Raw genomic sequence first — 24064 nt, forward strand, 5'->3', positions numbered from 1 at the left:
GACCGTCGGGGCAGGGACACCGCAGGGGGGTCCCGGCACACGGGAGGTCACCATGAGACTGAGGAGAACACTGCTGGCGCTCGTGGTCGTGCTCGGCGGCCTGGTCGTCGGCGTCAGCGGCGCCACCGCCGCGGCGCCGTACTGCGGGATCACCTGGGGAAGCACGGCCAAGACGGGCGGCGCCCTGAGCACGTCCCCGTTGATCGGCGTCGGAACCGAGACGCAGGACTGCTGGGACCGGGTCGTCTTCGAGTTCGCCGGGCCGGTGAACGGCTACTCCGTCGCCTACGGCGAGACGTACACGGAGGGGCAGGGGCTCGCCCTGAGCCCGTACACCGCCGGTGGGGCGCTGCTGTCGGTGTCGCTGCGGGCCCCGGCGTACGACAGCGCGCACGTCGCCACCGTGCCCTACCGCGTCGGTGAGCACGCCGCGACCGTGCTGGGCCGCCGGACGCTGCGCGACGTCGTCTTCGGCGGCAGCTTCGAGGGCTACACCACGTTCGCGGTGGGAGTCCGCGCCCAACTGCCGTTCCGCGTCCTCGTGCTCAGCGGTCCCGGCACGCACAGCCGGATCGTGCTCGACGTCGCCCACCAGTGGCAGGCATGACCCGGTTCCCGAGGTGACGAGGGGCCGGTCGGCCCCTCGTCACCGCCCGATCCGCCCACGCGATCAGGTGTTACACCGGACTACCCTCGGTGACCGTGGAGGGCCGTGTGCTTGTCGTCGAGGACGACGCCTCCATCCGGGAGGTGGCGGCTCTCGGCCTGCGCCGGGCCGGGTTCCGGGTGATCACCGCCGCCGACGGGCCGGCCGCCCTCGCCGCGTGGCGGGCCGGGACGGTCGACCTCATCGTGCTCGACGTGATGCTCCCCCGGCTGGACGGGTTCGAGGTGTGCCGGGAGATCAGGCGCACCAGCCAGGTGCCGATCCTCATGCTCACCGCCCGCACCGCCACCATCGACGTGGTGGTCGGTCTGGAGTGCGGCGCCGACGACTACCTCCGCAAGCCGTTCGACCTGCCGGAGCTGGTCGCCCGGGTCCGCGCCGTGCTCCGCCGCGCCGCCGCCCCGGCGCCCGGGGCCACCGTGGCGGCCGGGCCGCTGGAGATCGACCCGGCCCGCTTCGAGGCCCGCGTACGGGGACGCGAACTCACCCTCACCGCCACCGAGTTCCGGCTGCTGCTGGAGCTGGCCCGGCGTCCCGGCCAGGTGTTCACCCGCGAACTGCTGCTGCACCGGGTCTGGGGGTACGACCACCTCGGCGACTCCCGGTTGGTCGACGTGGCGGTGCAGCGCCTGCGCGCCAAGGTGGAGGACGACCCGCACGCGCCGGCCCTGATCCGGACCGTTCGCGGCGCCGGCTACAAACTGTCGACGGGATGACGCGCGGTGGCGGCCGGCAGGGTCGCGCCCGGGCGGCTGCGGCGCCGGCTGGTCGTCGCGTTCGTGCTCGTGGCCGGCCTGTCCGCCGGGACGCTCGCCGTCGCCTCCGCCCTGATGCTGGGTCAGGCCCGGTTCGACGGTTCGCTGCAACGCGCCGCCGCCGACGCCCGCTACCACCTGGTGGTAGCCGCCCAGTTCCTGCCGCTCACCGAGGCCCGCCGCGCCGACCTGCTGGCAAGCTTCGAGGCATCCGGCCGGCACGTGCTGCTCGTCGACGGCGAGACCCGGGCGTCGAACCCCCGGTACGCGCCCACCCCCGGCAGGGACCTGCGGGCCACCGTCGCCGCCGGGCAGCTCGGCTTTCAGCGCACCCCCGGCCGGCCCCACCTGCTCGTCGTCGGGGGCCGGATCCCCGGCTCCAGCGCCGAGCTGTACGTGGTGACCGTCGAGGACGACATCGTCGACGCCCTCGACCAGCTCCGTACCGCCTCGGTGCTGGGTTGGGCGACGGTGGTGCTTGTCGCCGCCGGCGTGGGCGACGCCGTCGCGCGCCGCACCCTGGAACCCGTCGGCCGGGCCAGCCGGGCCGCCCGGGCCGTGGCCGAGGGGCTGCTGCGCACCCGACTGCCGGTGCACGGGCACGACGAGTTCGACGACTGGGCCGTCTCGTTCAACGAGATGGCCGAGGCGCTGGAGGCCAAGATCGAGGCGCTGTCCCAGGCCCAGGCCCGGGAGCGGCGGTTCACCGCCGACGTGGCGCACGAGCTGCGTACCCCGGTCACCGCCCTGGTGGCGGCGGCCTCGCTGCTCGCCGACGACATCGAGACCCTCCCCGCCGGCACGCGGCGTGCCGCCGAACTGCTGGTGGCCGACGTGGTCCGGCTGCGCCGGCTGGTCGAGGACCTGCTGGAGATCTCTCGCCTGGACGCCGGGCGGGAGGCGCTCGCCGTCCGTCAGGTGGACGTGGTGGCGCTGCTGCGGCACATCGCCGCCGGCGCCCCGGGCGCCCGGGTCCGGGTGGTCGGCGAGGTGCCGCAGGTGGTGACCGATCCGCGCCGGCTGGAACGGATCCTGGCGAACCTGGTGACGAACGGCGTCGAACACGGCGGGGGCCGCCTGCGCGCCGAGATCCGGCGCACCGGCGCCGAACTGGTGGTCGAGGTCGCCGACCACGGGCCGGGCATCCCCGCCGCGCACCTTCCCCACATCTTCGACCGGTTCCACAAGGTCGACCCGGCCCGCACCGGACCGGGCAGCGGGCTCGGGCTGGCCATCGCCCGGGAGAACGCCCGGCTGCTCGGCGGCCGGCTCGACGTGCGCAGCGAGGTGGGCCGGGGCAGCCGCTTCCGCCTCACCCTCCCCCTCGGGGACGGGGACGGCCCATGCAACGCCTGAGCCCGCCGCTCGCCGCGCTGCTGCCGCTCGCCGCGCTGCTGCTCGCCGCCGGTTGCGCCCCGCCGCGTACCGGCGCTCTCGGGCCGGCGCCGGTCGCCCCGCCGACCACCGCCGCCGCGCCGACCACCGCCGCCGCGCCGATCGGCACGCCCGCGACCCGCGCCCGCACCGCCGGTCCGCCGGCCGGTTCGGGTACGCCCACCGTCCGCGCGTCGGGCGGCGGACCGGACGGGACGCTCGGCGTCCAGCTCTGGTTCGTCCGGGCCGGGAAACTCGCGCCCACCCGGCGTACGGTTCCCGCCACCGTGGCCACGTCCCGCCTGGCGCTCGCCGAACTGGCCGCCGGCCCGTCCCCGGCGGAGCGCGTCGCCGGCCTGACCACACTGGTGCCGGCCGGCACGGAGGTGACACGCATCGCCGGCGGGGTCGCGACCCTGCTGCCACCGGCCGGGTTCGACGCCGGCGGGGCGACCGCCGTCCGGACCCGCCGCGCCCAGGTGGTCTGGACGCTCACCCAGTTCCCCACCGTCCGGCGGGTCGCCTTCGCCGACGGCGGCGCGGCGACCGGGCGGGACGAGTACGCCGACCTGCTACCACCGATCGTGGTGACCGCCCCGGTGACCGGCGAGCGCGTCGCCAGTCCGGTCACCGTGACCGGGACCGCCGACGTCTTCGAGGCCACGGTGAGCGTGCGGGTGCTGGACGCGGCGGGCCGGGAGATCGGTACCGCCTTCACCACGGCTTCCTGCGGCTCCGGCTGCCGGGGCGCCTACCGGCTGACGGTCCGCTACCGGCGGGCGCAGGCGGGAGCCGGCGTCGTCGAGGTGTTCCAGGTGTCCGCGCGCGACGGCTCCCGGGTCGACGTGGTGCGCGTCCCGGTCGAACTGGTCCCGTCCGGGTGACAGCGAATCGATTGACTTTCGATAGCTTACGAGCGATAGTCGATGCATGGTGACTACCGAGCGCGCGGTGACGGCACTCCGCGCCTTCCTCGTCCTGCTGTTCGGCATCCTGCTGCTGTTCCAGACCATGTCGCTGCCCGGCCAGTTCGCGCACATGGCCCGGGAGAACCCGGACGACGCGTACCTGCGCTGGCCGGCCACCGCGGTCACGGTGTTCTGGGTGCTCTGCGTCCAGGTGGTGATCGTGTGCACCTGGCAACTGCTCACCCTGGTCCGCACCGACCGCATCTTCACCGAGGCGTCCCTGGCCTGGGTCGACGGCATCGTCTGGGCCGTCGCCGCCGCCTGGGTGACGCTCGTCGGCGTCTTCCTCTGGGTCGGCTTCAACGCGAACGACCCCGGCCTGCCGCTGCTGCTGTTCCTGCTCACCACCGGGGTCAGCGTGCTCGGCCTGCTGATGGTCGTGATGCGCGCCCTGCTGCGGCAGGCCACCACGCTGCGCACCGACATGGAAGCGGTGATCTGATGCCCATCGTCGTGCGCATCGACGTCGAGCTGGCCAGGCGCAAGATGAGCGTCGGTGAGTTCGCCGAGCGCGTCGGGCTCACCCCGGCCAACGTCGCCGTGCTGAAGAACGGCCGCGCCAAGGCCGTCCGCTTCAGCACCCTGGAGGCGATGTGCCGGGTCCTCGACTGCCAACCCGGCGACCTGCTCGAATGGGTCGACGACGAGGCGGCGGACAGGTGAGACCGCACGGTGGGGCCGGCGCCCCCTCGACGCCGGCCCCGCCTCAGCCCTTCACGCAGACCACCTGCTTGAGGTGGGCGACCACCTCGACCAGGTCCTCCTGCCGGGCCATCACCTCGGTGATGTCCTTGTAGGCGCCGGGGATCTCGTCGACCACCCCGGCGTCCTTGCGGCACTCCACGCCGGCCGTCTGCGCGGCCAGATCGGCCGTGCTGAACGTCCGCTTCGCCTGCCCCCGCGACATCCGCCGCCCCGCGCCGTGCGACGCCGAGCAGTACGCGTCGACGTTTCCCCGGCCCCGCACGATGTACGAGCCGGTGCCCATCGAGCCGGGGATGATGCCCAGGTCGCCCGCGCCGGCCCGGATCGCGCCCTTCCGGGTCACCAGCACGTCCACGCCGTCGTAGCGCTCCTCGGCCACGTAGTTGTGGTGGCAGGAGATCGGCTCGTCGTAGCCGACCTGCGGGAACGCGTCCCGGACCACCTGGCCGAGCAGGGCCAGCATGACCGCCCGGTTGCGCCGCGCGTACTCCTGCGCCCACCACAGGTCCCGCCGGTAGGCGTCCATCTCCGGCGTGCCGGCGAGGAACACCGCGAGATCACGGTCGGGCAGGTCGGTGTTGTGCGGCAGCCCACGGGCCACCGCCATGTGCCGCTCAGCCAGCTCCTTGCCGATGTTGCGGGAGCCGGAGTGCAGCATCAACCAGACCCGACCGTCGTCCGGGCCACCCTGTTCGAGGCAGACCTCGATGAAGTGGTTGCCGCCGCCGAGCGTGCCGAGCTGCCGCTGCGCCCGCGTCTGGAGCTGCGCCACCCTCCGGTCGAGCGTGCCGAACCGCCGCCAGAACTCGTCCCAACCGGCCTGCTCCAGCCCGCGCACCCGACGCGGGTCGACCGCATCGTCGCGCATCGCGAAGCCCACCGGGATGGCGGCCTCGATCGCCGACCGCAGCGGCCCGAGGTCGTCGGGCAGGTCGGCGGCGGTGAGCGAGGTACGCACCGCGGACATGCCGCAGCCGATGTCGACGCCCACCGCGGCCGGCGACACGGCCTGCCGCATGGCGATCACCGAGCCGACCGTCGCGCCCTTGCCGAAGTGCACGTCCGGCATCACCGCGACGCCCTGCACCCAGGGCAGCGCGCCGATGTTGCGGAGCTGCCGGGCCGCCTGCGCCTCGATCGCGTACGGGTCGGTCCAGACCCGGACCGGCGCCCGGGTACCGGCCAGCGGGGTGAAACCCATCGTCGTCTCCCTGCTCGTGGGTGTGCGTGTCTGTGCGTGTCTGGGCCCCGGACACGGAAAACCGCCCGGCTCCGGTCTGGGGGCGGGCGGTTCGCGCGGATCGTCGCGTCGGCGCTAGACGCGCCACCACCCTGGTTTCGACCACTGCCCCCGGCAGCCCGGGCCCGGTGCGGGCAGCAGGGCACCGGCGCGCGGCGCGAGCCGCTCGGCTCGGGTGCGATTCTGCTGCGACACGGTGTGCTCCCTGGTTGACGTGGCCCGTTCACGGTACGACCGCCGTGCGGGGGACGGCAACGCGATATCGCCGTGGAGTTGACCTTCGGGTGAGGCAGGCATCACGCTGCCCGGATGGGAACCGTCATCCGCAACATCGCGTTCGACTGCGCCGACCCGTACGCGCTGGCGCGCTTCTGGGCCGAGGTCTTCGAGTGTTCGGTCGACAGCGAGTTCGGGCCCGACGACGAGGATGTGGTCATCGAGCCCGCCGCGGGCAGCCGGCTGTACTTCCAGCGGGTGCCCGAGCCGAAGACCGTCAAGAACCGGGTGCACGTCTGCCTGCAGCCCGAGAGACCACGCGATCAGGAGGTGGCGCGCGTCGGCGCCCTCGGCGCCACCATCGTCACCGACCGGCGAGATCCGGACGGCAGCGGCTGGGTCGTGATGGCGGATCCGGAGGGTAACGAGTTCTGCGTGCTACGCAGCGATGCCGAACGCACGAAGACCGCGTAGTCCGGATCGATTCACCGTTCCTCGGATACCACCACCCGGGGCACCCCCAAGACCGTGACGGGCCTCCGCCACAGCTCCGTCGATCTTGGACTTGTGGCACCTCGCAGAACCGGCCGACCGGGACATACCTTGGCACCACAAGTCCAAGATCGACGCAGAAGCGGGAGTCGGCGCGCCGGATGGCCGCTCTCCGCACGCGTGGCGCCGCCGATCGGGCCTGCGCGGCAGGCTTGCTGCGGCTGCCCGTCGAGCACCGGGCCGCGCACCTCGTCGACGCCGCGCGGGCGTACCTCCAGATCGGTGACCTGCTCCGGGCGGGCCGCGCCCGGACCGACGCGGACCGGATCGCGCCGGAGGAGATCCGGGTGCGGCCGTTGGTGCGTACCGTGATCGGCGAGGTGGCCCGCGGCGGACCGGCATCCGCCGGCGTGGCGCGCCTGACGACGGCGGTCGGCCTCACCCGGGGGCCGGGTGCTCCGCGTCCCTAGCCGGCCTGGGCGACCGGGTGGCGCTTCATCTGCTCCATGAACGGGAAACGCGCGGTGAGCTCGGCGAGCGTGGTGCCGGCCCGCCAGGCGTCCGCCACCTGCGCGACCTGGAGCAGGTCGGTGGCGTCGCCACGGGCCTGGACCTCGCCGTCGATCCGCAGGTCGATCATGAAGTAGCGGGCCTGGGCGCCGAGGCTGACGCAGACCACCCCCCGGTCGGAGGTCAGCTCGGCGCAGGTGAACCGGCTTCGGCCCTGCTCGGGAGCGCTTACCTGGCCGACGTCGAACTGGTGCGCGGTCGCAGTCTGCGCGAGCGCGGGGGCCAGGCCGCCGGGCTCGACCAGATCCGGGTAGAGGCGCACACCCAGTGCCGCCGAGACGTCGCTCATGCCTGACTCCCACTTCCTCGTGACAGAGACCAGCAGCGCGCAGGTTACGAACACGTTTCCGGCACGCAAGGCCATCCTGTCCCGCCGGGACGGCCCGCGGCAATAGGAACGGTGCATCCGACCTCCATCGGGACCGGGGTACGCTGCCGGCTCATGGCCCGGATCCGCTGTGACTTCTTCTCCGAGGCGCTCGGCATGGGCACCTCGATGACCGTGCTGCTGCCCGATCGCGGCACGGCCGGGATCGGCATGGCCGGCGCCGCCGGTGACGGCGACCCGCAGGTGCTCTACCTGCTGCACGGCCTGACCGACGACGACACGGCGTGGACGCGGCGCTCGTCGGTCGAACGCTACGTCGCCCCGCTCGGGCTGGCCGTGGTGATGCCGCAGGTGCAGCGGAGCTTCTATCGCGACGAGGAGCACGGCAACAGGTACTGGAAGTTCCTCAGCGAGGAACTGCCCGAGGTGTGCCTGTCGTTCTTCCGCCTCTCCACCCGCCGGGAGGACACGTTCGTCGCCGGCCTGTCGATGGGCGGCTACGGCGCGATGAAGTGGGCGCTGCGCCACCCGGACCGGTTCGCGGCGGCGGCAAGCCTCTCCGGCGCGCTCGACGTGGTGCGTCGACGCCACCACCCGACCAGCCCGCTCGACCCGGCGGTGTGGCACACCGTCTGGGGCGACCGGCCCCCGCCGGACGAGGACGACACCGTGGCGCTGCTGGAGCGGGCCGGCGACGACCTGCCGGCGCTCTACGTCGCCTGCGGCACCGAGGACTTCCTGTACGAGGACAACGTGCGCTTCGTCGACACGGCGCGGCGGCGCGACCTGCCGGTCACCGTCGACTTCGGTCCGGGCGACCACGACTGGGCGTACTGGGACGCGCGTATCGCCGACGTGCTGGCCTGGCTGCCGCTGCGCGGGTAAGGCGGGGGCCCCTGTTAACGCCTCCGGTAGAGGAGGGGGCCCCGCTTAACACCTTCAACGGGTGAGCGTGTCGGTATCGGCCGGCCGAGCGAACACGTCGTACGCCTCGATGATCTGAGCCAACGCGTACCGGTGGTCACCATGTGCGCGATGTAGAGCTGGCCGGCGACCAGCATGCGGATCCACGACTGTTCCAGGTGCAGCGTCGCCGGAGCTCCGTGCACGCCGACGTCGGCGACCCGGCCGCCGGAGCGGACCAGCGTGGCGCACAACTCAAGGCTGGCCGGCACGCCGGCCGCCACGTCCGCACCGAGCCCGCCGGTGATCGAGCGGACCGCGTCGAGGGGGTCGTCGGCGAGCACGGTCAGGGTCGGCGACGAACCGCTTCGCCGCGTCGGGCCGGGCGTACTCGGCCTGCACGCCGTCGACGGTGTGCCCGCGGATCCACCCGCCCTCGCCGAGGCACTGCCCGTAGACGCCGTCGCGGCAGTAGCGGCATACGCCGCACACGGGATGCAGGAGGTCAGAACCCGGTCACCCGCGACGAGGTTGGCGACGCCGTCACCGACCGCCACGACCGTGCCGACCGCCTCATGGCCGAGCACCCGTCCCGGCCTGCGCTTCGGGCACGTCTCGGCCGACGATGAGCAGGTCGGTCTCACAGATGACGACCGCGTCGACCCGGACGATCGCTTCCCGGCGGCCGACGATGGTGGGATCGGGATCTCGGACCAGGGCTTCTCGCCCGGCCCGCCGTACGCGCTCCTCATCACGCCGTTGTACGCCCACGCTTCCCACGGCGGGAGGCAGGCGGCGGGCCCGACGGCCCCCGCACCCCACGATCGACGCGTTAATAGGGGGCCCCGCCTATACCGGAAGCGTTAAGCGGGGCCCCCGCCTTACACCCCCACGGTGCCGTCGGTGGCTTCGCGGAGGAGGTCGGCGTGGCCGTTGTGCCGGGCGTACTCGTGCAGCATGTGCAGCATCACCAGGCGCAGCGAGACGTCCTCGCCCCAGCGGGCCTGGTGGCCGGTCACGTCGAGCGACTCGGCCTCCCGCTCGATCCGCCGGGCGTGCTCGACCTCCCGCCGCCACGCCGCGAACGCCTCCGCCGGGTCGGCGTCACGCGCGTCGTACGCGGCCTGGAAGTCGCCGGTGTCCGACCAGACCAGCGGGATGTCCTCGGCGTTGATGACGCGCCGGAACCAGGTGCGTTCCACCTCGGCCATGTGCCGGACCAGGCCGAGCAGGGACAGCGTCGACGGCGGCGAGGACAGCCGGCGCAACTGCTCGTCGGTCAGCCCCTCGCACTTGAGGGCCAGGGTGGCCCGGTGGAAGTCGAGGAACGCGCGCAGCGTCTCCCGCTCGCCGGCCAGCAGCGGCGGGCCGATCCGTTCGGTCTCCACGGGCATCCTCTCGCGCGGGGGTCACCGGCCGCCCGGCCGGGGTGGATCATGAGGTTACCCGGGTCACCGCAGCGACGAGCGGGCCACCGGGAAGTCGAACCAGGTGTCCGGGTACGGCTCGTCCACGTACCGGTAGTGCCACCACTCGCGCGGGTAGTTCTCGAACCCCTCCCCGGCCATCAGTTCGCGGAGCAGCTCGCGGTTCGCCCGGGCGGCGCCGGTGATCCGCACGTCGGCGGTGTGCGCCCGGGGGTCGAAGCAGTCGAACCCGGTGCCCATGTCGATCGAGTTGTCGGCGAAGCGGTCGCCGGCCGGGGCGGTGCAGGGCCGCAGGGGCTGGCCCAGGGTGAACCCGGGTTGCCCGGGGGTGGGCACCGGCACCAGCGTCAGGTCGAGCGTGCTGGCCCGGCTGTGCGCCGTGGGCGCGCCGATGTAGCCGTCGGCGAAGAGCCGGTCCTTCGGCAGGTCGGGATAGAACTCCGCCTTCATCTCCTGCGCGTCGGGGCGCTTCGCCCAGGCGACGAACTCGTCCACCGCCCGGCGCGGGCGGTAGCAGTCGTACACCTTCAGGCTGCGGCCCCGGGCGAGCGCGGCGGCCTGCACTCGGTGCAGCGCCTCGGCGGCCCGGCGGGTGAGCAGGCAGAGCGGCTCCGGGTAGCCGTCGATCGGCCGGCCGACGAAGTTGTGCGCGGTGGCGTACCGGATGTCGGTGCGGACGCTCGGGTCGACGGTGGCCAGGTCGATGACATCCGCCGGGGCGTGGGGGCCGGTCGGGGTCGGCGTCGGCGCCGGCCGCGGCGCCGGCCGCTGGCAGGCGGTCGCCAGGGCCGCGACCACCACGACCAGGACCACTGCCGTACGTCCGCGCACGCTGCCGTGTCTACCACGGGGTGAGGCGGGGGCCCTTGTTAATAGACGTCTGTTAACAAGGGCCCCCGCCTTACACCTCCAGCGTGGCGCGGAGGAAGTCGACCGCGGCGGCGTCGTCGTCGATGCCGCCCGCCTCGTGGCCGTTGAACCGCCACACCGTCAGGTCCTTCTCCCCGCGATAGTCGTGGTAGGCGGCGTAGACGGTCGACGGCGGGACGATCTCGTCCATCAACGCGACGGAGAAGCGGGCCGGCACCGTGGCGCGCCGGGCGAAGGCGACGCCGTCGACGTAGGAGAGCGTGCGCCACACCTGCTCCTCCCGGTCCCGGTGCACGGCCAGGTAGTCCCGGATCTCCCGGAACGGGGCCGAGTCGGTGAGCGTCACGGCGCGCGGGATGTCGCAGAGGAACGGCACGTGCGCCACCGCCGCCCGCACCTGCGTCGCCAGCGCGGCGGCGGCGAGCGCGGCGGCTCCGCCCTGGCTGTGGCCGAGCACGGCGACCCGGTCCGGGTCGACGGCCGGCAGGTCGCGGGTGGCGTCGACGGCCCGGACGGCGTCGGTGAGGAAACGCCTGTAGTAGTAGCGGCGCGGGTCCTCCACGCCCCGGGTGGCCATCCCGGGCGCCTGCGGCCCGGCCGCCGCGACGTCGGGCGTGTCGCCACGGCTCCATCCCGAGCCCTGGCCACGGGTGTCCATCTGGAGGTGGGCGAAGCCGGCGGCCGACCAGAGCAGGTTCTCCAGCGGGTGGCCGCGCCCGCCGCCGTAGCCCACGTACTGCACGACTGTCGGCAGCGGCTCGGACACGCCGCGGGGCACCCGCAGCCACGCCCGGACCGGCTGGCCGGCGAACCCGGGGAACGTCACGTCGAAGACGTCCACCCCGGCCAGCGGGGTGGACACCGGGGTCGCCGTCACCGGGTCGCCGCAGGAGCGCGCCTCGGCAAGCGTGTCGGCCCAGAAGGCGTCGAAGTCCGGCGGTTCGCGCAGGTCGCTGCGGTGTTGGCGGAGTTCCGCCTCGGACAGGTCGGTGAACACGCCTGGAGGTTCCTCGTCGGTCGGCGGCGGCACGCCGCCGCAGGGCGGTCGACGCATTTCCGGAAGGTTTCCGCAACTTGTGCGAACGCTAGGACCGGGTCGATCTGTCGTCAAGCCCTCGCCTACGGCAAGATGTCGGTGGGGCGGAACGGCTTTCCGGTCGGGTTCCGGCTGCCGGCGAAGGGAACACGGGTGAGCGGGGACGACGAGCGCAGGGTGACCATCACCGCGATCGCACGGGAGGCCGGCGTCTCGGTGCCCACCGTGTCGCGGGTCCTCAACGGGCGCTCCGACGTCGCCCCGGACACCCGGGAGCGGGTCGAGGAGCTGCTGCGCCACCACGGCTACCGGCGTCGGGGCAGCCGCACGGTGCGCCGGGCGGACCTGGTCGACCTCGTCTTCAACGACCTGGACAGCCCCTGGGCCGTGGAGATCATCCGCGGGGTGGAGGACGTCGGCCACGCCGCCGGGGTGGGTGTGGTCGTCTCGGCCGTCCACCGCGAGACCAGTTCCACCCGGCAGTGGTTGCACAACCTGCGGGCCCGCGCCTCCGACGGGGTGATCGTGGTGACCTCGCACCTGAGCGCGGCGGTGCAGGCGCAACTGCGCCGGCTCAACGTGCCGGTGGTGGTGGTCGACCCGGACGCCGGGGTGGCCGGGACGGACGTGCCGGCGATCGGCGCCACCAACTGGACCGGCGGCCTGTCCGCCACCGAGCACCTGCTGAAGCAGGGGCACCGGCGGATCGGCTTCGTCGCCGGCCCGCCGCACCTGCTGTGCAGCCGGGCCCGGCTGGACGGCTACCGGGCCGCGCTGGCCGCCGGCGGCGTGGCGGCCGACGACCGGCTGGTCCACCCCGGCGACTTCTACCACGCCTCCGGCTACACGGCCGGCAGCGCGCTGCTCGACCTCGACGACCCGCCCACCGCCATCTTCGCGGCCAGCGACCAGATGGCGTTCGGGGTCTACGAGGCGGTACGCCGGCGCGGGTTGCGGGTCGCGGACGACGTTTCCGTGGTGGGCTTCGACGACCTGCCGGAGGCCCGGTGGGCCTCACCGCCGCTGACCACGGTCCGTCAGCCGCTTGTGGAGATGGGGCGGCTCGCCGCCCGCACCGTCCTGCGCCTGGCCCAGGGCGAGGAGATCGAGTCACCCCGGATCGAGTTGGCCACCGAGCTGGTGGTGCGGGACAGCACCGCGAGCCCCGCCGAGGGGTAGCCCGAAGCGGTCGTTTCAGTCACCTTCCGGAAGGTTCGTCTCCCGCAGGGCGGCGCCTGTCGACGCCACCGCCGCGGCGTGCCGACGACGGCGGGCCAGCAGCACCGCTCCCCCGGCCACCAGCACCGCGCCCACCGCGACCGACAGGCCCGTGCCCGGCCGGTTGCCGGGGGCCGCCGTGCGGCCACCCAGGTCGGCGTGGCCGGCCAGGGCCGACGCCGCCCCGGTCGCGGGCGTTGCGGACCGGTCCAGCTCGCCGGGCTCCACCAGCCGCCCGACCGCCGCGTCGCGGGGCAGCCCGAAACCCCAGTCCAGCAGCGCCGCGCCCTGCTGCCAGCCGCGCTGGGTGGGAATCTCCGCACCGAGGAGGGTGACCACCAACCGGCGGCCACCGCGCTCGGCCGCGCCGACGTACGTGTGCCGGGCCACGTCGGTGAAGCCGGTCTTGCCGCCGATCGCGCCCGGGTAGTGGTCCAGCAGCATGTTGTCGTTCTGAATCTGGAAGCTCTTCTCCCGCAGCGCCGGCTGGGCGGGCACCTGCGCGGCGCGGGTGGCGGTGTAGCGGCGGAACGACGGATCGGCGAAGCACGCGCGGGCGATCAGCGCCAGGTCGTACGCGCTCGTGAACTGCCCCGGACCGTCCAGGCCGGACGGAGTGACCGCGTGTGTCTGCCGGGCGCCCAGATGGTGGGCCTCGGCGTTCATCGCCCGGATTCCACCGGCCAGCCCGTCCGGGCCGCCACCGAGCCGGGCCAGCGCGTTGGCCGCCTCGTTGCCCGACTTCAGCAGCAGGCCCAGCCAGATCGTCTCGATCCGGTAGTGCCCGCCCTCGGCCAGCCCAACCGCCGAGCTGCCGGGCTCGATCGCCAGGTCCCCGGCGGTCATGGTGACCTCCCGGTTCGGGTCCAGCCGGGGCAGCATGGTGGCGGCCAGCAGCAGCTTCTGCACACTGGCCGGGGCGGCGTACTCGTGCGGGCCGCAGCCGCCGAGCACCGCGCCGGTGTCCAGGTCCGCCACCAGCCACGAGGTCGCGGTCACCGGCGGCGGCGCGGTCGCCGCCGGTGGGACGACGAGACCTGCGGTGTCGAGCGCGGCGCCGCCGACCGACCGGGCGGCCGGATCGGGCGGTGGCGGGGCCTGCGGCGGGCGGGTCGCCGGGGCCGGCACGTTCGGGCACGGCGGCGCCCCGCCCGGCAGCCGGCGGGCCGGCGCGGCGGCGGCCCGCGCCGCCACGGCGGGCGTCACCGGCGTCGACAGCGGCAGGAGCAGTGCGGCGGCGAGCGCCACGGGCGGTCCCCAGGTCCTCATTACCCGCACGCTAGCCACGCCGACCCGAACGGGTCGCCGGCTCGGGGATTCGCGTCCCGGGACCGGTGCCGGACGGTAGGCTGCCGCGCTCCCCCGGGTCAGCGCGCGACGAGCCCGTGGGTGGCGAGCGGCCCGACGCGCCACCCGCGACGGCGGCACTCCGCGAGCAGGCCGGGCAGCGCGGCGAGCGCGGCCCGCCAGGCGCCCGGAGCGGCGGCGCAGGAGGAGTCGTGCAGCAGGACCGTGCCCCCGCCGCGCAGCCCGGCCAGCACGCGGCGCGAGACGGTGTCGGCGGTCGCCGCGGCGGTCCAGTCCCGCCCCCAGCAGCTCCACAGCACCGGGCGCAGGCGCAACCGCCGGGCGGCCACCAGGGCCGCGCCGGTGAGCACCCCGTACGGCGGGCGCAGGAACTCCGGCGGCCGGCCGGTCACGTCCGCGACCAGGTCGTACGCCCGGGTCAGGTCACGGACGGTGCCGGCCGGCCCGCGCCGCAACAGGTTGTCGTGCGCCCACCCGTGCAGGGCCACCTCGTGGCCGGCGGCGACCAGCCGGCGACCCAGGTCCGGCCGGCGGCGCAGCATCTCGCCGAGCACGAAGAACGTGGCCCGGACCCGGTGCTCCGCGAGCACGTCCAGGAAGTGGGGCGTCGACTCCGGGTCCGGGCCGTCGTCGAAGGTGAGCGCGACCCGGTCGGGCGACCCGAGGCCGTGCAGGCCGGGCAGCAGCCGCCGGCGCAGGGCCGGCAGCGCGGTCACCGCCGGCGCGACCTGGATCGCCGGCAGCGCCACCGCCGCGACCCGGGCGAGGGCGGCGACCCTCACCGCAGGCCGCCCGCGGACTGGAGCAGCGCGGCGACGACGGCCACCGCGTCACCGACCGGGTCGAGCAGCGGCCGTCGCGCCCGATCGGCCGGTCCGGCGGGGGCGGCCCGGCGGGCGGCCTCGGCGACCAACCCGGCCGGGTCCTCGGCTGCCGCGCTGTCGGGTGCCGGGGCCGGCGGGCGGGCGCCGACCACCGCCGCGAGCACCGGTCCGAGCTGTTCGGGCGTGCTGGCCCAGCGCGTGAGACCGGACCGGGCCAGGATCGCGGCGTTCGCCCGCCCGTGCCCGGGAAGGGGACGGTAGGTGACCACCGGTACGCCGGCCGCGAGCGCCTCCTGGCAGGTCAGCCCGCCGGCGTTCTCCACCACCACGTCGACGGCCCGCATCAGCGACGGCATGTCGTCCACCCATCCCAGCACGTGCCGGCCGTCGCCGCTCAGGCGGCGGAGCAGCGCCCGGTTCCGTCCGCACACCACCACCGGCCGGACCCCGGTCGACCCGACCTCCGCGGTCGTGGCCGCCACCTCGCCGGCGCCCCACGAGCCGGCCACGATCAGGGCGAGCGCGCCGTCCGGCGGCAGGCCGAAGCGCTGCCGGGCCCGCCGCCGGTCGAGCCCGCCGTCGTCGGCGAACGCCCGCGACACCAACGGATGGACCACGGCGACGTCGCCCTCGCAGTCGCGTGTCAGCTCGGCGTGCCGCACCGTGCAGTACACGTCGACGCCCGGCGCGAGCCAGGTCGGGTGCACCACCAGATCGGTCACGTAGGTGAGGACCGGGACGCCCAGCCACCCGTGACGGCGCAGCGGCCCGAGGATCTGGTTGGCGAACGGGTAGGTGGTCACCACCGCCCTCGTGTCCGGCGGGATGCGCCGGCGGATCCGGGCCCGGAACGGGCGCGTCAGGGCGCGGATGGCCCGCACCGACGCACGTGACCGGCTGGTGAGCCGGAAGAGCAGGTGGTAGCCCCAGGGGAACCTGTTCAGGACCCCCCGGTAGGTCTCGCGGACCGCCCGGTGCACCGGGCCGGGCAGCAGGTGGAGGAGGTTCAGCCGGTCCACCTCGAAGCCCTGGCCGCGCAGTCGCTCCGCCAGCTCGTCGGCGGCCCGGTCGTGTCCGGCGCCGATGTCCGCGGAGACCACCACGATGCGTCCCGGGTGCGCCACCCCGGACGCATACCCACACCTGCGGCGTCCACGCGGCCCGGGCGGACGGGGATCGGAGAGGTCAGGCGCGGCGACGGCCGGGCCGGCGGCGGGCCCGGCCCCGGCGGGCGGCGAGCACCGCCACCGCACCGCCGACGGCAAGGGCCAGGAGCCCGGCCACGGGCACGATGAGCTGCCAGTCCCCGTCGGCCATCCGGCGTAGCGCGGTCCCGGCCGGCCCGCGCCACGGCTCGGTCGTCGGGCGGGGCGGGGCGGCGACCGGGGCGGCCTTCTCCGCCGGCCCCGGCTTCGCGGCGTCCAGCTCGCCCGGCGCGACGAGCCGGCCGACCGAGGCGTCCCGGGGCAGGGCGAAACCCCAGTCGAGCAACTGCGCGCCCTGCTGCCAGCCGCGTACCGGCCGGGCCTCGGCGCCGAGCAGCGTGACCACCAGCCGCCGGCCGTCGCGCCGGGCGGCGCCGACGTAGCTGTGCCGGGCCAGCTCGGTGAAACCGGTCTTGCCGCCGAGCGCCCCCGGATAGCGGTAGATCAACTGGTTCTCGTTCTGGATCTGGAACCCGCCCTTCTTCAGCGCCGGCTGGGCCGGGATCTGGGTCCGCTCGGTCAACGCGTACCTGCCGAACGTCGGGTCGGCGAAGCAGGCCCGGGCGATCAGCGCCAGGTCGTACGCGCTTGTGAACTGCCCCGGACCGTCCAGCCCGGAGGGGGTGACGGCCCGGGTCTGCAACGCGCTGAGTCGACGGGCCTCGGCGTTCATCTCGGCGACCCCGGCCCGGGCGCTACCGGCGCCCAGCCGGGCCAGCATGTTCGCCGCGTCGTTGCCGGACTGGAGCAGCAGGCCCAGCCAGAGCGTCTCGACCGGGTAGCGTCCGCCGACCAGCAGCCCCACGGCCGAGCTGCCCGGTTCGATGTCCAGGTCGGCGCGGGTGGCCACCGCCACCTGCTTCGGGTCGAGCCGGTTCAGCATGGTGGCGGCGAGCAGCAGCTTCTGCGTGCTCGCCGGCGTGCCGTACGCGTGCGGGCCGCATCCGCCGAGCACGGCGCCGCTGTCCAGGTCGGCGACCAGCCAACTGGTGGCGGTGACGGCCGGTGGCGCGGGACTGCCCGGCGGGGTGACGAGGCCCGGCCCGGCCAGCGCCTCGCCGCCCACGACCTGCTGCTCGGGCACCGACTCCGGCGGGGTGGGGCGCGGCGGTCGGGACACCTTGGGGGCGGGTGGGCGCGGACACGGGGCCGTGGCCGCGGGCGCGGCGGTCACCGCGGGAGCTGCCGGCGCGGGGGCGGGCGCCCCGGCGACGAGCAGGGTGACGGCGGGGACGGCGGCCAGGACCCGGGCTCTCACGAAGAGGCACCTTACCCACCGCGGCCTCCGGGCCGGCGCGCCTCACCGGACCGGTGACGCTACGCCGACGCGCCGGTCCCGCGCCGTGGCCGGGCACGGGGAGTCAGCGGACCCCGCGCAGCCACCACCGCTGCCACGGCGTCTCCACCGCGCGGGGGTGGTAGTGGGCGCGCACCCACGCCACCGCCCGGCCGGGGTCGAGCCCGTCCAGGACGGCGAGCGCGGCGAGCGCGGTGCCGGTCCGGCCGACGCCGCCGTGGCAGGCCGCCTCGACCCGCTCGCCCGCGTACGCGCGCCGCCACGCCTCGCGCAGCGCGTCGAGGGCGTCGGCCCGCTCCAGCGGCACCCAGAAGTCGGGCCAGCGGATCCGCCGGGCCGGCCAGTCCGGGTCGGGTCCGGCCGCCAGCACCAGGGCGAAGTCGGCGGGCGAGGCCGGTGCGGCGACCCGACGCCCGCGCACGGTGGCGCCGCGTGGCAGCGTGAGCAGACCTGTCGGATCCGTCCATGGTGTCGTCGTGTCCATCTCGTCATTCTGGCGCGTACCCCGGACATGGGGGGGGGGCGGGGCGCCGGGGGGGGGGCGGGGGCCCCCCCCCCGCCCCCCCGGGGGGGGGCCCGCCGGCGGGCGGGGGGGGGCGCCCCCGGGTGTGGGGGGGCGCCCGGGGCCGGGGGGGGGGGGGCCACCCCCATGCCTCGCCCGGGGATTCGATCCCCGGGGCGCCTCGGTCAGCCGAGGCGACGGCGACGCCAGGCCAGCGAGGCCAGCAGCAGCACCGCGCCGGCGGCGGCCAGGCCACCACCGAGCTTCAGCGGCGTGCCGATGCTGCCGCCGGTGACGGGCAGGTGCCCGTCGTGGTGCGGCGGACGCGGCTTGTGGGTCGGCCGCACCGGGAGCACGGTGCCGGTCGTGCTCGCGGTCCGGCCCGTCGTCTCACCTGTGGCGGTGAAGGTGTAGCGGCCGACGCGGGTCGGACGGTACGTGACGCGGAAGCTGCCGTTCGCGTCGGCCTGCACGGTGAAGTGCGTCGGCGCCGGCTGCGGCGCGGCACGGTTCGGCGTGTACGCCACCGCGGCCATCGCCACCGTGCTGCCGTCGCTGCGCCGCGCGGTCCCCTCGGCCGGAGCGGCGGCCGGGAGTCCGGTGATGGCGACGTCGATCGACACCGTCTCGTTCGGCCCGAAGCCCGAGCCGACCAGGGTGAAGGTCTCGCCGAGGAAGATGGTCGGGTCGACGAGCGTCAGTGACGGTTGTGCGGGCGGGTAGACCGGTGGCTGCGGCTGCGCCGCCCCGGCCGCGGTCGGCGCAGCCGCGACGGCCAGGCCCACCGTGAGCGCCATGATGATGCGGGATAGCCGCATGATGGTTTCCCTCCTACTGTTCACATCTGGGTGCGTTGACTATCTGGGTGGTCCACGGGGTGACGGTGGGAGTGAGCACAAGCTCGGCCGTGCCCGAGCCGTTCTGACCGGTGAGCAGCGTGACGTCGAGCGTCCGGGTCTGTCCCGGCGCGACCTCCACGTTCGCGACCGCCACCTGGCGGCGGCCGTCGGTTCCGCTGCCCATCGCGGCGTCCCGCCCGTCCAACCGGCCGGCCAGGACCGCGCCTCCGCTCGGCGTGTGCACTGAGACGAAGGTCCGGGCGGTGTACTTGTCGCCGGACAGGGCGAGGCCCGTGACCGACTTGGTCAGACCCGACCGCGGGGCGGTGGAGTGCACCGTGACCCGCAACCGCAGTTCGCGGCGTCCGTCCGGCTGGCATTCGCCGACCGTCAGGGTGGCCGAGAACCTGAGGTAGTAGCCGAGCTTCGCGCCGCTGCCGTCGTTGAGGAACACGCCGACCGTCGGCACCGTGTCCTTCTCCGGAAGCTGCCCGGCCAGCCGGCTGCCGGCCAGTGCGCGCTGTTCCTCGGATCGGACACTCCAGAACAATATCCGACGTTCTTGTATTGAGCGGTCGATAACGGATAAAAGCCCTTTAGGGTCGACCGTTCTGGTGAACAGCGCGTCGAACACGCCCGAGGTGGCCCGCGCGTAGAAGTCGTCCTGCCCGCTGACGTCGAAGTCCCGGTACGAGTCGCTGAGCAGCGTTCGCACGGCGGTGCGGCCGGACAGCTCCGGCCCGTCCGGCACGGCCACCGGGCCGATGGCGCCGAGCAGGTACGACAGCATCACCGGATCCACCGCCATGACGCCGTCCACCACGGTTCCGGTGCGGCGGCGCACCATCTCGCGGTAGAGCGCGGCAGCGGTCGGAAAGTCCGGACTGAGATTGACGTCCGCCGGGAACATTCCCGGCAGATCTGACCAGAGCCGGCGCATCTCCGGATCCACCGTGAGCGGCGGATCGAAGGACTTGAGGTCCGTCGCGGAGCCCTGCCCCGCCAGCCTGATCCGGCCGTCGTCGGCGCGCAGCACGGCGTACGCGCCGAACATGCCGCCGGTGGCGCGCAGCTCGGCCGGATTCTGCGACACGACCAGATAGCTGCGCGGCCCGTCGCCGCCGAGCAGCGGCGGCAGCAACCGGACGCCACGCTCGGCGGCCGAGGTCAGCTCGCCCAACCGGTCCAGTTCCTCGCGCAGCGCGGTGACCGCGTCCCGCACCTGGGCGACCAGGCCACCGGTCGGCACCGCGCGCAGGCGGTCCGCGGTCCGCCGGACCGCCTGGTCGGCGGCGGACACCTCGGCCGTGACCGCGCGCAGGCGCCCCAGGTCGAGTCGTCCCTGCTTCGGCACGAACGAGGTGAGGTCGACCCGGAGCAGTGTGGGAAAGGCGAGCCGGGCCAGGTCGTCCACCGACACCGAGATCTGGCGCACCGCGCTCAGGTCGTCCCCGGCGTACGGGGTCCACTGGCCGAGCCGCCAGAGCACGCCGCCGGTCGCCCCGCGCGCCGCGGTGGCCTGTTCCTGCAACGCGGACAGGGTTCGCTGGGCCCGCGCCACGTCACCGCCCCGCACCTGGGAGCTGAGGTCCTTGGCGAGCCCGGCCGCGTTCACCAGGTGCGCGCGGGCCTGCCACCCCCGGAACGTGACCCAGCCACCGGCGCTCAGCAGCACCGACGCCACGACCAGCCCGACGAGCAGGGCCCGGCGGATCCGGGCCCGACGGCGTCGCCGGGCGCGCCCGCGCCCTCGTCGGCGAGGCAGGACACCGGATTCCGTCACACCACTCTCCCCACGCGCGAATCGGGCGTTGAGCACGTTTGACTGTTTTCTAGCAGAGAAACGCAGGCATTTGTCGGGTTTTACGGTAATGAAACAGCTAGAAAGGCTTAAGCGAGCTTTGTTCGTTTCGCCCAACGGTGGCGACCTCGTTCAGCAGGCCCTCGATCCGCTCGACGCCGGCCCGCAGGGACATCTGGCGCAGGTACGCCTCCCGGCCCCGGCGGCCCATCTCGGCCCGGGCGGCCGGCGGGATCGCGGCGGCCAGCCACAACCGGTCGGCAAGCGCGGTCCAGTCCCCGGGCGGGCAGGACAGCCCGGCTCGGGCCCGCTCCACCAACTCCGCGGTGTCGCCGCCGGCCGAGGCGACCACCGGGGCGGCGCAGGAGAGCGCGGCCTGCAACTTGCCCGGCACGGCGCCGCGCAACTCCGGCAGGTCGCGCTGCATGACCAACTGGTAGTCCGCAGCCGCGTACAACTGCGGCATGTCCGCCGGCGAGCGCCGCTCGACGAACCGGACGTTGTCGGCGCCGAGCTCGGTGGCGAGTCCCCGCACCCGCCGTTCCTCGCTCCCCGAGCCGACCAGGACCAGGTCCGTCCGGTCGCCGAGCGCCGCCGCCGCACGGACGGCGGTCTCCAGACCCTGCCGTACGCCGATGGTGCCGGCGTGCATCACCACGCACCTGTCGTCCCGGCGGATCAGCCGGCGTGCCACCGGGCCGGCCTCGGCGGGGCGGAACAGGCGCTCGTCGGTCCAGTTGAGCACCGTGCGCACCCGGTCCGGCCGGGCCCCACCGGCGAGCACCGCGTCCCGCATGGACGGCGCGCTGACCGCGACCACACCCGCCTCCCGGTACAGCCGGCGCAGGCCGGCGTCCAGCCGCCGGGTCCACCGACGCGCCCCGCCCGGCCGCGCCGGGTCCTCCTCCGTCCACACGTCCTGCACGTGCAGCACGGTCGGCACCCGGCCCAGCAGCCGGAGCAGTCCGGCTGCGGCGAAGGTCACCGCGGGGAGCTGGAAGACGTACAGCGCGTCGAGATCCCTCAGGTAGCGCCGGCCGACGAGCGACGCGCTGCCGGCGAAGGAGAGCCAGCCGGCCGCACGCGCCCGGGGTGAATCGTCACCGCTGGTATAGCGGGGCACCCGGCGGACAGTCAGCCGCTCGCTGTGCGTCTGGTGCCGCCACCGCTGCCGCCAGCCCGGGTAGACCTGGCCGCCGGGATAGTCCGGAAAGCCGGTCAGCACCCGCACCTCGTGGCCACGGGCGGCCAACTCCTCGGCCAGACTGCCCGGGATGAACGCCGGTTCCGGCGGGAAGTGGTACGACAGGATGCCGATTCTCATGGTCACGCCCCCGGCGCGGCCCGCCGGACCATCCGCGTCCGCGCCGCGTACGATGCCGACAACCCCTCTCCGACCGGCCGCGACCGCCGGACGTACGCCGTCGCGGCGCCGTTGCCGGCCGCCACACCGACCAGAGGGGTACGAATGCTCGACGGGTTGCTCTTCGTGTGCCAGGCCAACATGTGTCGGTCGCCGATGGCCGAGTTCATCGCCCGCCGGCTGCTTGCCGACCTCCCGGTGGTGGCCGCCAGCGCCGGCACCGACGCGGCCGACGGCGGCGGCATGCACCCGTACGCCGTCGAGATGACAGGCGCGGACGTCACCGCCTTCCGCACCCGCCGGTTGCGCCCGGAGCACCTGACCGGCGCCGCGCTGGTGCTGACCGCGACCCGGCGGCAGCGCTCGGCCTGCACCGCGCTGGCGCCGGCCGCGCTGGGCCGCACGTTCACGCTGCACCAGTTCGCCCGGCTCGCCGCCGCGGCGAGGCCGGCCCGCGCGGACGGGGACACCCCGCTGCGGGCGGCCGTGGCCGCGGCCGTCCGCGCCCGGGGGCGGCTGCAACCTGCCGCCCCCGGCGCGGACGATCTGCGGGACCCGATCGGAGGCTCGCCGGCCGACTTCCGGCGCTGCGCCGAGGAGATCGAACGGTCGATCCGGCCCGTGCTCGCGCTCATCGCGAAAGCCGGGTGAGTTCCTGCGTCCGGTCGCCCACGGGCGCCTGCCCATCCCGCCGGGTCGTCTCGGCCCGGTCGGTCGGCACCGGCGGCGCGGGCACGACCACCTTGTACGTCTCGTACTGGTAGGCGTCCGCCTTGCCCACCTTGGACATGTTGAGCACGCAGCCGAGCAGGCGCACCGACACCGAGCTGAGCGCCCGTGCCGCCGCGGCCACCTGGCTGCGCGAGGTCCGCCCCTGCTGGGTGACGAGGAGCGCGCCGTCGGCCTGCACCGCCACCACCACGCCGTCGGTGACCGCCAACAGCGGCGCGGTGTCGATGATCACGATGTCCGCCGACTCGCGCAGCGCCACCAGCAGGTCCGCCATCGCCTTGGACCCGAGCAGTTCGCTGGGGTTCGGCGGGGTCGCGCCGCTGGGCAGCACCAGCAGGGACTTCTCGCCCCACCGCTGCACCACGTCACCGACCTGGACGTCACCGACAAGCACGTCGGTGAGACCGACCCCGCCGTCGAGGCCGAGATAGTCGGCGGCCTTGGGGCGGCGCAGGTCGGCGTCGATCAGCAGGACCCGCCAGCCCGCCTCGGCCAGCGCGATGGCCGTGTTGCAGGCCATCGTGGTCTTCCCCTCACCCTGGAGCGCGCTGGTGACCGCGATGACCCGGGCCGGCTCGTGCACGTCCACGAAGCGCAGGTTGGTCCGCAGTTTCCGGACCGCCTCGGCGCGGGCCGACGTGGCCGCGTCGCCGACGATCAGCGGCGCCGTCCGCGCGGAGGTCTCGAACGGGATCTCACCGAGCAGCGGGCTGCCGGTCACCCGTTGGAGCGCGGCGGCGTCCCGCATCCGGACGTCGGCCAGGCCGCGCAGCACCGCGAGCGCGGCGCCCGCCAGCAGGCCGAGCAGCCCGCCCAGGACCAGGTTGCGCACGGGTTGGGGCGAGACCGGGCTGGACGTCACCCGCGGGCCGCTCACCACCTCGATCTTGATCGGTGACGGCTCGTTGTCCCCCGGGGTCTCCACCTTCTTGACCAGGTCGGTGAACTTGGCCGAGAGCGCCTCGGTGGTCTTGAGCGCCCGGTTCTGGTCGGTGTCGGTGACGGTGGCCGTGAGCAGCACCGTGTCCGGCTTGGTGGAGGTGGCGATCCGGCCGCGCACCTGGTCGGCGGTGAGCCCGAGCGGGGCGTCGGCGACCACGCTCTGCGCCAGCCGGTCGCTGGTGAGCAGGTCGGCGTAGGACTTCACCCGCTGCTGGAGGAAGAGGCTGCCCTGGTAGGCAGCGGTGACGCCCTGGCTCGGAGTGTTCACGAAGAAGGTCACCGAGGCCTGGTAGCGAGGCGTGGTACGGACCGTCACCAGAGCGGCGGCGCCCACGGTCAGCATCACCGTGACCAGCACGATCCACCAGTGGCGTCGGACCAGGCGCAGGTAGCCGAAGACATCCATCAGGCTCCCCCTCGCGACACGCCGGTCTGCCGATGAAACTGCACGAAAGCCCCCTAAAAGCACCAGTAGCCATGCC

26 protein-coding genes and 1 pseudogene are annotated in these 24064 nt (G+C 74.6%); 11 read left to right on the forward strand and 16 right to left on the reverse strand.

Annotation, left to right across the window (positions count from 1 at the left end; all coding sequences use genetic code 11):
• Window positions 1-52: 52 nt before the first annotated feature.
• The 6 genes from SM450_RS10250 to SM450_RS10275 all read left to right on the forward strand — a co-directional run bounded on the left by SM450_RS10250 (window position 53) and on the right by SM450_RS10275 (window position 4427).
• Window positions 53-607, forward strand: a complete 555-nt coding sequence (locus SM450_RS10250) for an AMIN-like domain-containing (lipo)protein (RefSeq protein ID WP_474619465.1) — start codon at window positions 53-55, stop codon at window positions 605-607.
• 95 nt (window positions 608-702) lie between these two features.
• Window positions 703-1383, forward strand: a complete 681-nt coding sequence (locus SM450_RS10255; protein ID WP_474619466.1) for a response regulator — start codon at window positions 703-705, stop codon at window positions 1381-1383.
• Window positions 1384-1389: 6 nt separating this feature from the next.
• Window positions 1390-2778, forward strand: coding sequence for an ATP-binding protein (locus tag SM450_RS10260; protein ID WP_474619467.1), 1389 nt, complete (start codon window positions 1390-1392; stop codon window positions 2776-2778).
• Window positions 2766-3680 (forward strand): Gmad2 immunoglobulin-like domain-containing protein, encoded by a 915-nt coding sequence (locus SM450_RS10265; RefSeq protein ID WP_474619468.1) that lies wholly within the window; start codon window positions 2766-2768, stop codon window positions 3678-3680. Before SM450_RS10260 ends, SM450_RS10265 begins: the two co-directional genes overlap by 13 nt.
• Before the next feature lie 46 nt (window positions 3681-3726).
• Window positions 3727-4206 carry a DUF2975 domain-containing protein gene (locus tag SM450_RS10270; protein ID WP_474619469.1) on the forward strand — a complete coding sequence of 160 codons (480 nt, stop codon included), beginning with the start codon at window positions 3727-3729 and terminating at the stop codon, window positions 4204-4206.
• The gene (locus SM450_RS10275) at window positions 4206-4427 is read left to right on the forward strand and encodes a helix-turn-helix domain-containing protein (protein ID WP_474619470.1); all 222 of its coding nucleotides are present in this window, start codon (window positions 4206-4208) and stop codon (window positions 4425-4427) included. Before SM450_RS10270 ends, SM450_RS10275 begins: the two co-directional genes overlap by 1 nt.
• 43 nt (window positions 4428-4470) lie before the next feature.
• On the opposite strand, the gene SM450_RS10280 is transcribed toward SM450_RS10275, so the two are convergent.
• A complete protein-coding gene (locus SM450_RS10280; RefSeq protein ID WP_474619471.1) occupies window positions 4471-5670 on the reverse strand; it encodes an RtcB family protein in 1200 nt (399 codons plus the stop codon).
• Between the two features lie 348 nt (window positions 5671-6018).
• Between SM450_RS10280 and SM450_RS10285 the strand changes: the two genes are divergently transcribed.
• Both SM450_RS10285 and SM450_RS10290 read left to right on the forward strand, forming a co-directional pair.
• Window positions 6019-6399, forward strand: coding sequence for a VOC family protein (locus tag SM450_RS10285; protein ID WP_474619472.1), 381 nt, complete (start codon window positions 6019-6021; stop codon window positions 6397-6399).
• Window positions 6400-6578: 179 nt separating this feature from the next.
• Window positions 6579-6887 carry a hypothetical protein gene (locus SM450_RS10290; protein ID WP_474619473.1) on the forward strand — a complete coding sequence of 103 codons (309 nt, stop codon included), beginning with the start codon at window positions 6579-6581 and terminating at the stop codon, window positions 6885-6887.
• Here the strand turns inward: SM450_RS10290 and SM450_RS10295 are convergent.
• The gene (locus SM450_RS10295) at window positions 6884-7276 is read right to left on the reverse strand and encodes a hypothetical protein (RefSeq protein ID WP_474619474.1); all 393 of its coding nucleotides are present in this window, start codon (window positions 7274-7276) and stop codon (window positions 6884-6886) included. The genes SM450_RS10290 and SM450_RS10295 overlap by 4 nt on opposite strands.
• 153 nt (window positions 7277-7429) lie before the next feature.
• On the opposite strand from SM450_RS10295, the gene SM450_RS10300 reads away from it, so the two are divergent.
• Window positions 7430-8200, forward strand: a complete 771-nt coding sequence (locus SM450_RS10300; protein WP_474619475.1) for an alpha/beta hydrolase — start codon at window positions 7430-7432, stop codon at window positions 8198-8200.
• A 14-nt stretch (window positions 8201-8214) separates the two neighbouring features.
• On the opposite strand, the gene SM450_RS10305 is transcribed toward SM450_RS10300, so the two are convergent.
• From SM450_RS10305 to SM450_RS10325, 5 genes and pseudogenes are all read right to left on the reverse strand, one after another.
• Window positions 8215-8562: a hypothetical protein gene (locus SM450_RS10305; protein ID WP_474619657.1), complete on the reverse strand. Its 348-nt coding sequence runs from the start codon at window positions 8560-8562 to the stop codon at window positions 8215-8217.
• Window positions 8563-8745: 183 nt separating this feature from the next.
• Window positions 8746-8970, reverse strand: a pseudogene (locus tag SM450_RS10310) (hypothetical protein); the annotation flags it as partial.
• Between the two features lie 129 nt (window positions 8971-9099).
• Window positions 9100-9606: a DinB family protein gene (locus tag SM450_RS10315; RefSeq protein WP_474619476.1), complete on the reverse strand. Its 507-nt coding sequence runs from the start codon at window positions 9604-9606 to the stop codon at window positions 9100-9102.
• Window positions 9607-9669: 63 nt separating this feature from the next.
• Window positions 9670-10476 carry a M15 family metallopeptidase gene (locus tag SM450_RS10320; protein ID WP_474619477.1) on the reverse strand — a complete coding sequence of 269 codons (807 nt, stop codon included), beginning with the start codon at window positions 10474-10476 and terminating at the stop codon, window positions 9670-9672.
• A gap of 70 nt (window positions 10477-10546) precedes the next feature.
• Window positions 10547-11512: an acetylxylan esterase gene (locus SM450_RS10325; protein ID WP_474619645.1), complete on the reverse strand. Its 966-nt coding sequence runs from the start codon at window positions 11510-11512 to the stop codon at window positions 10547-10549.
• 192 nt (window positions 11513-11704) lie between these two features.
• Between SM450_RS10325 and SM450_RS10330 the strand changes: the two genes are divergently transcribed.
• Entirely contained in the window at window positions 11705-12730 is a 1026-nt protein-coding gene (locus SM450_RS10330) for a LacI family DNA-binding transcriptional regulator (protein ID WP_474619478.1), read from the forward strand.
• A gap of 15 nt (window positions 12731-12745) precedes the next feature.
• Here the strand turns inward: SM450_RS10330 and SM450_RS10335 are convergent, their stop codons facing one another.
• The 8 genes from SM450_RS10335 to SM450_RS10370 all read right to left on the reverse strand — a co-directional run bounded on the left by SM450_RS10335 (window position 12746) and on the right by SM450_RS10370 (window position 21869).
• Window positions 12746-14038, reverse strand: coding sequence for a D-alanyl-D-alanine carboxypeptidase family protein (locus SM450_RS10335; RefSeq protein ID WP_474619479.1), 1293 nt, complete (start codon window positions 14036-14038; stop codon window positions 12746-12748).
• Window positions 14039-14136: 98 nt separating this feature from the next.
• On the reverse strand, window positions 14137-14859 hold the full coding sequence (locus tag SM450_RS10340; protein ID WP_474619480.1) for a polysaccharide deacetylase family protein: 723 nt from the start codon (window positions 14857-14859) through the stop codon (window positions 14137-14139).
• Window positions 14856-16025 (reverse strand): MGDG synthase family glycosyltransferase, encoded by a 1170-nt coding sequence (locus SM450_RS10345; protein WP_474619481.1) that lies wholly within the window; start codon window positions 16023-16025, stop codon window positions 14856-14858. The genes SM450_RS10340 and SM450_RS10345 overlap by 4 nt, the downstream gene beginning before the upstream one ends.
• Window positions 16026-16086: 61 nt before the next feature.
• The gene (locus SM450_RS10350; protein ID WP_474619482.1) at window positions 16087-17364 is read right to left on the reverse strand and encodes a D-alanyl-D-alanine carboxypeptidase family protein; all 1278 of its coding nucleotides are present in this window, start codon (window positions 17362-17364) and stop codon (window positions 16087-16089) included.
• A gap of 103 nt (window positions 17365-17467) precedes the next feature.
• Window positions 17468-17887: a protein-tyrosine phosphatase family protein gene (locus SM450_RS10355; protein WP_474619483.1), complete on the reverse strand. Its 420-nt coding sequence runs from the start codon at window positions 17885-17887 to the stop codon at window positions 17468-17470.
• A gap of 203 nt (window positions 17888-18090) precedes the next feature.
• Window positions 18091-18723: a hypothetical protein gene (locus SM450_RS10360; RefSeq protein ID WP_474619484.1), complete on the reverse strand. Its 633-nt coding sequence runs from the start codon at window positions 18721-18723 to the stop codon at window positions 18091-18093.
• Window positions 18724-18736: 13 nt separating this feature from the next.
• The gene (locus SM450_RS10365; protein WP_474619485.1) at window positions 18737-20527 is read right to left on the reverse strand and encodes a DUF4012 domain-containing protein; all 1791 of its coding nucleotides are present in this window, start codon (window positions 20525-20527) and stop codon (window positions 18737-18739) included.
• 97 nt (window positions 20528-20624) lie between these two features.
• Window positions 20625-21869, reverse strand: a complete 1245-nt coding sequence (locus SM450_RS10370; protein WP_474619486.1) for a glycosyltransferase family 4 protein — start codon at window positions 21867-21869, stop codon at window positions 20625-20627.
• 144 nt (window positions 21870-22013) lie between these two features.
• Here SM450_RS10370 and SM450_RS10375 point away from each other — a divergent pair, with 144 nt between their 5' ends.
• On the forward strand, window positions 22014-22559 hold the full coding sequence (locus SM450_RS10375; RefSeq protein WP_474619487.1) for an arsenate reductase/protein-tyrosine-phosphatase family protein: 546 nt from the start codon (window positions 22014-22016) through the stop codon (window positions 22557-22559).
• On the opposite strand, the gene SM450_RS10380 is transcribed toward SM450_RS10375, so the two are convergent.
• The gene (locus SM450_RS10380) at window positions 22540-23988 is read right to left on the reverse strand and encodes a tyrosine-protein kinase domain-containing protein (RefSeq protein ID WP_474619488.1); all 1449 of its coding nucleotides are present in this window, start codon (window positions 23986-23988) and stop codon (window positions 22540-22542) included. The genes SM450_RS10375 and SM450_RS10380 overlap by 20 nt on opposite strands.
• Window positions 23989-24064: the final 76 nt, after the last annotated feature.

It is taken from the genome of Micromonospora marincola, from assembly GCF_056150385.1.

Excerpts from the sequence above, each read along its gene's own strand:
- SM450_RS10290 (WP_474619473.1), top strand. The coding sequence starts at position 6,579 with ATGGCCGCTCTCCGCACGCGTGGCGCCGCCGATCGGGCCTGCGCGGCA.
- SM450_RS10285 (WP_474619472.1), top strand. The coding sequence starts at position 6,019 with ATGGGAACCGTCATCCGCAACATCGCGTTCGACTGCGCCGACCCGTAC.
- SM450_RS10270 (WP_474619469.1), top strand. The coding sequence starts at position 3,727 with ATGGTGACTACCGAGCGCGCGGTGACGGCACTCCGCGCCTTCCTCGTC.
- SM450_RS10300 (WP_474619475.1), top strand. The coding sequence starts at position 7,430 with ATGGCCCGGATCCGCTGTGACTTCTTCTCCGAGGCGCTCGGCATGGGC.
- SM450_RS10280 (WP_474619471.1), bottom strand. The coding sequence starts at position 5,670 with ATGGGTTTCACCCCGCTGGCCGGTACCCGGGCGCCGGTCCGGGTCTGG.
- SM450_RS10265 (WP_474619468.1), top strand. The coding sequence starts at position 2,766 with ATGCAACGCCTGAGCCCGCCGCTCGCCGCGCTGCTGCCGCTCGCCGCG.
- SM450_RS10380 (WP_474619488.1), bottom strand. The coding sequence starts at position 23,988 with ATGGATGTCTTCGGCTACCTGCGCCTGGTCCGACGCCACTGGTGGATC.
- SM450_RS10250 (WP_474619465.1), top strand. The coding sequence starts at position 53 with ATGAGACTGAGGAGAACACTGCTGGCGCTCGTGGTCGTGCTCGGCGGC.
- SM450_RS10370 (WP_474619486.1), bottom strand. The coding sequence starts at position 21,869 with ATGAGAATCGGCATCCTGTCGTACCACTTCCCGCCGGAACCGGCGTTC.
- SM450_RS10335 (WP_474619479.1), bottom strand. The coding sequence starts at position 14,038 with ATGAGGACCTGGGGACCGCCCGTGGCGCTCGCCGCCGCACTGCTCCTG.
- SM450_RS10295 (WP_474619474.1), bottom strand. The coding sequence starts at position 7,276 with ATGAGCGACGTCTCGGCGGCACTGGGTGTGCGCCTCTACCCGGATCTG.
- SM450_RS10355 (WP_474619483.1), bottom strand. The coding sequence starts at position 17,887 with ATGGACACGACGACACCATGGACGGATCCGACAGGTCTGCTCACGCTG.
- SM450_RS10360 (WP_474619484.1), bottom strand. The coding sequence starts at position 18,723 with ATGCGGCTATCCCGCATCATCATGGCGCTCACGGTGGGCCTGGCCGTC.
- SM450_RS10275 (WP_474619470.1), top strand. The coding sequence starts at position 4,206 with ATGCCCATCGTCGTGCGCATCGACGTCGAGCTGGCCAGGCGCAAGATG.
- SM450_RS10375 (WP_474619487.1), top strand. The coding sequence starts at position 22,014 with ATGCTCGACGGGTTGCTCTTCGTGTGCCAGGCCAACATGTGTCGGTCG.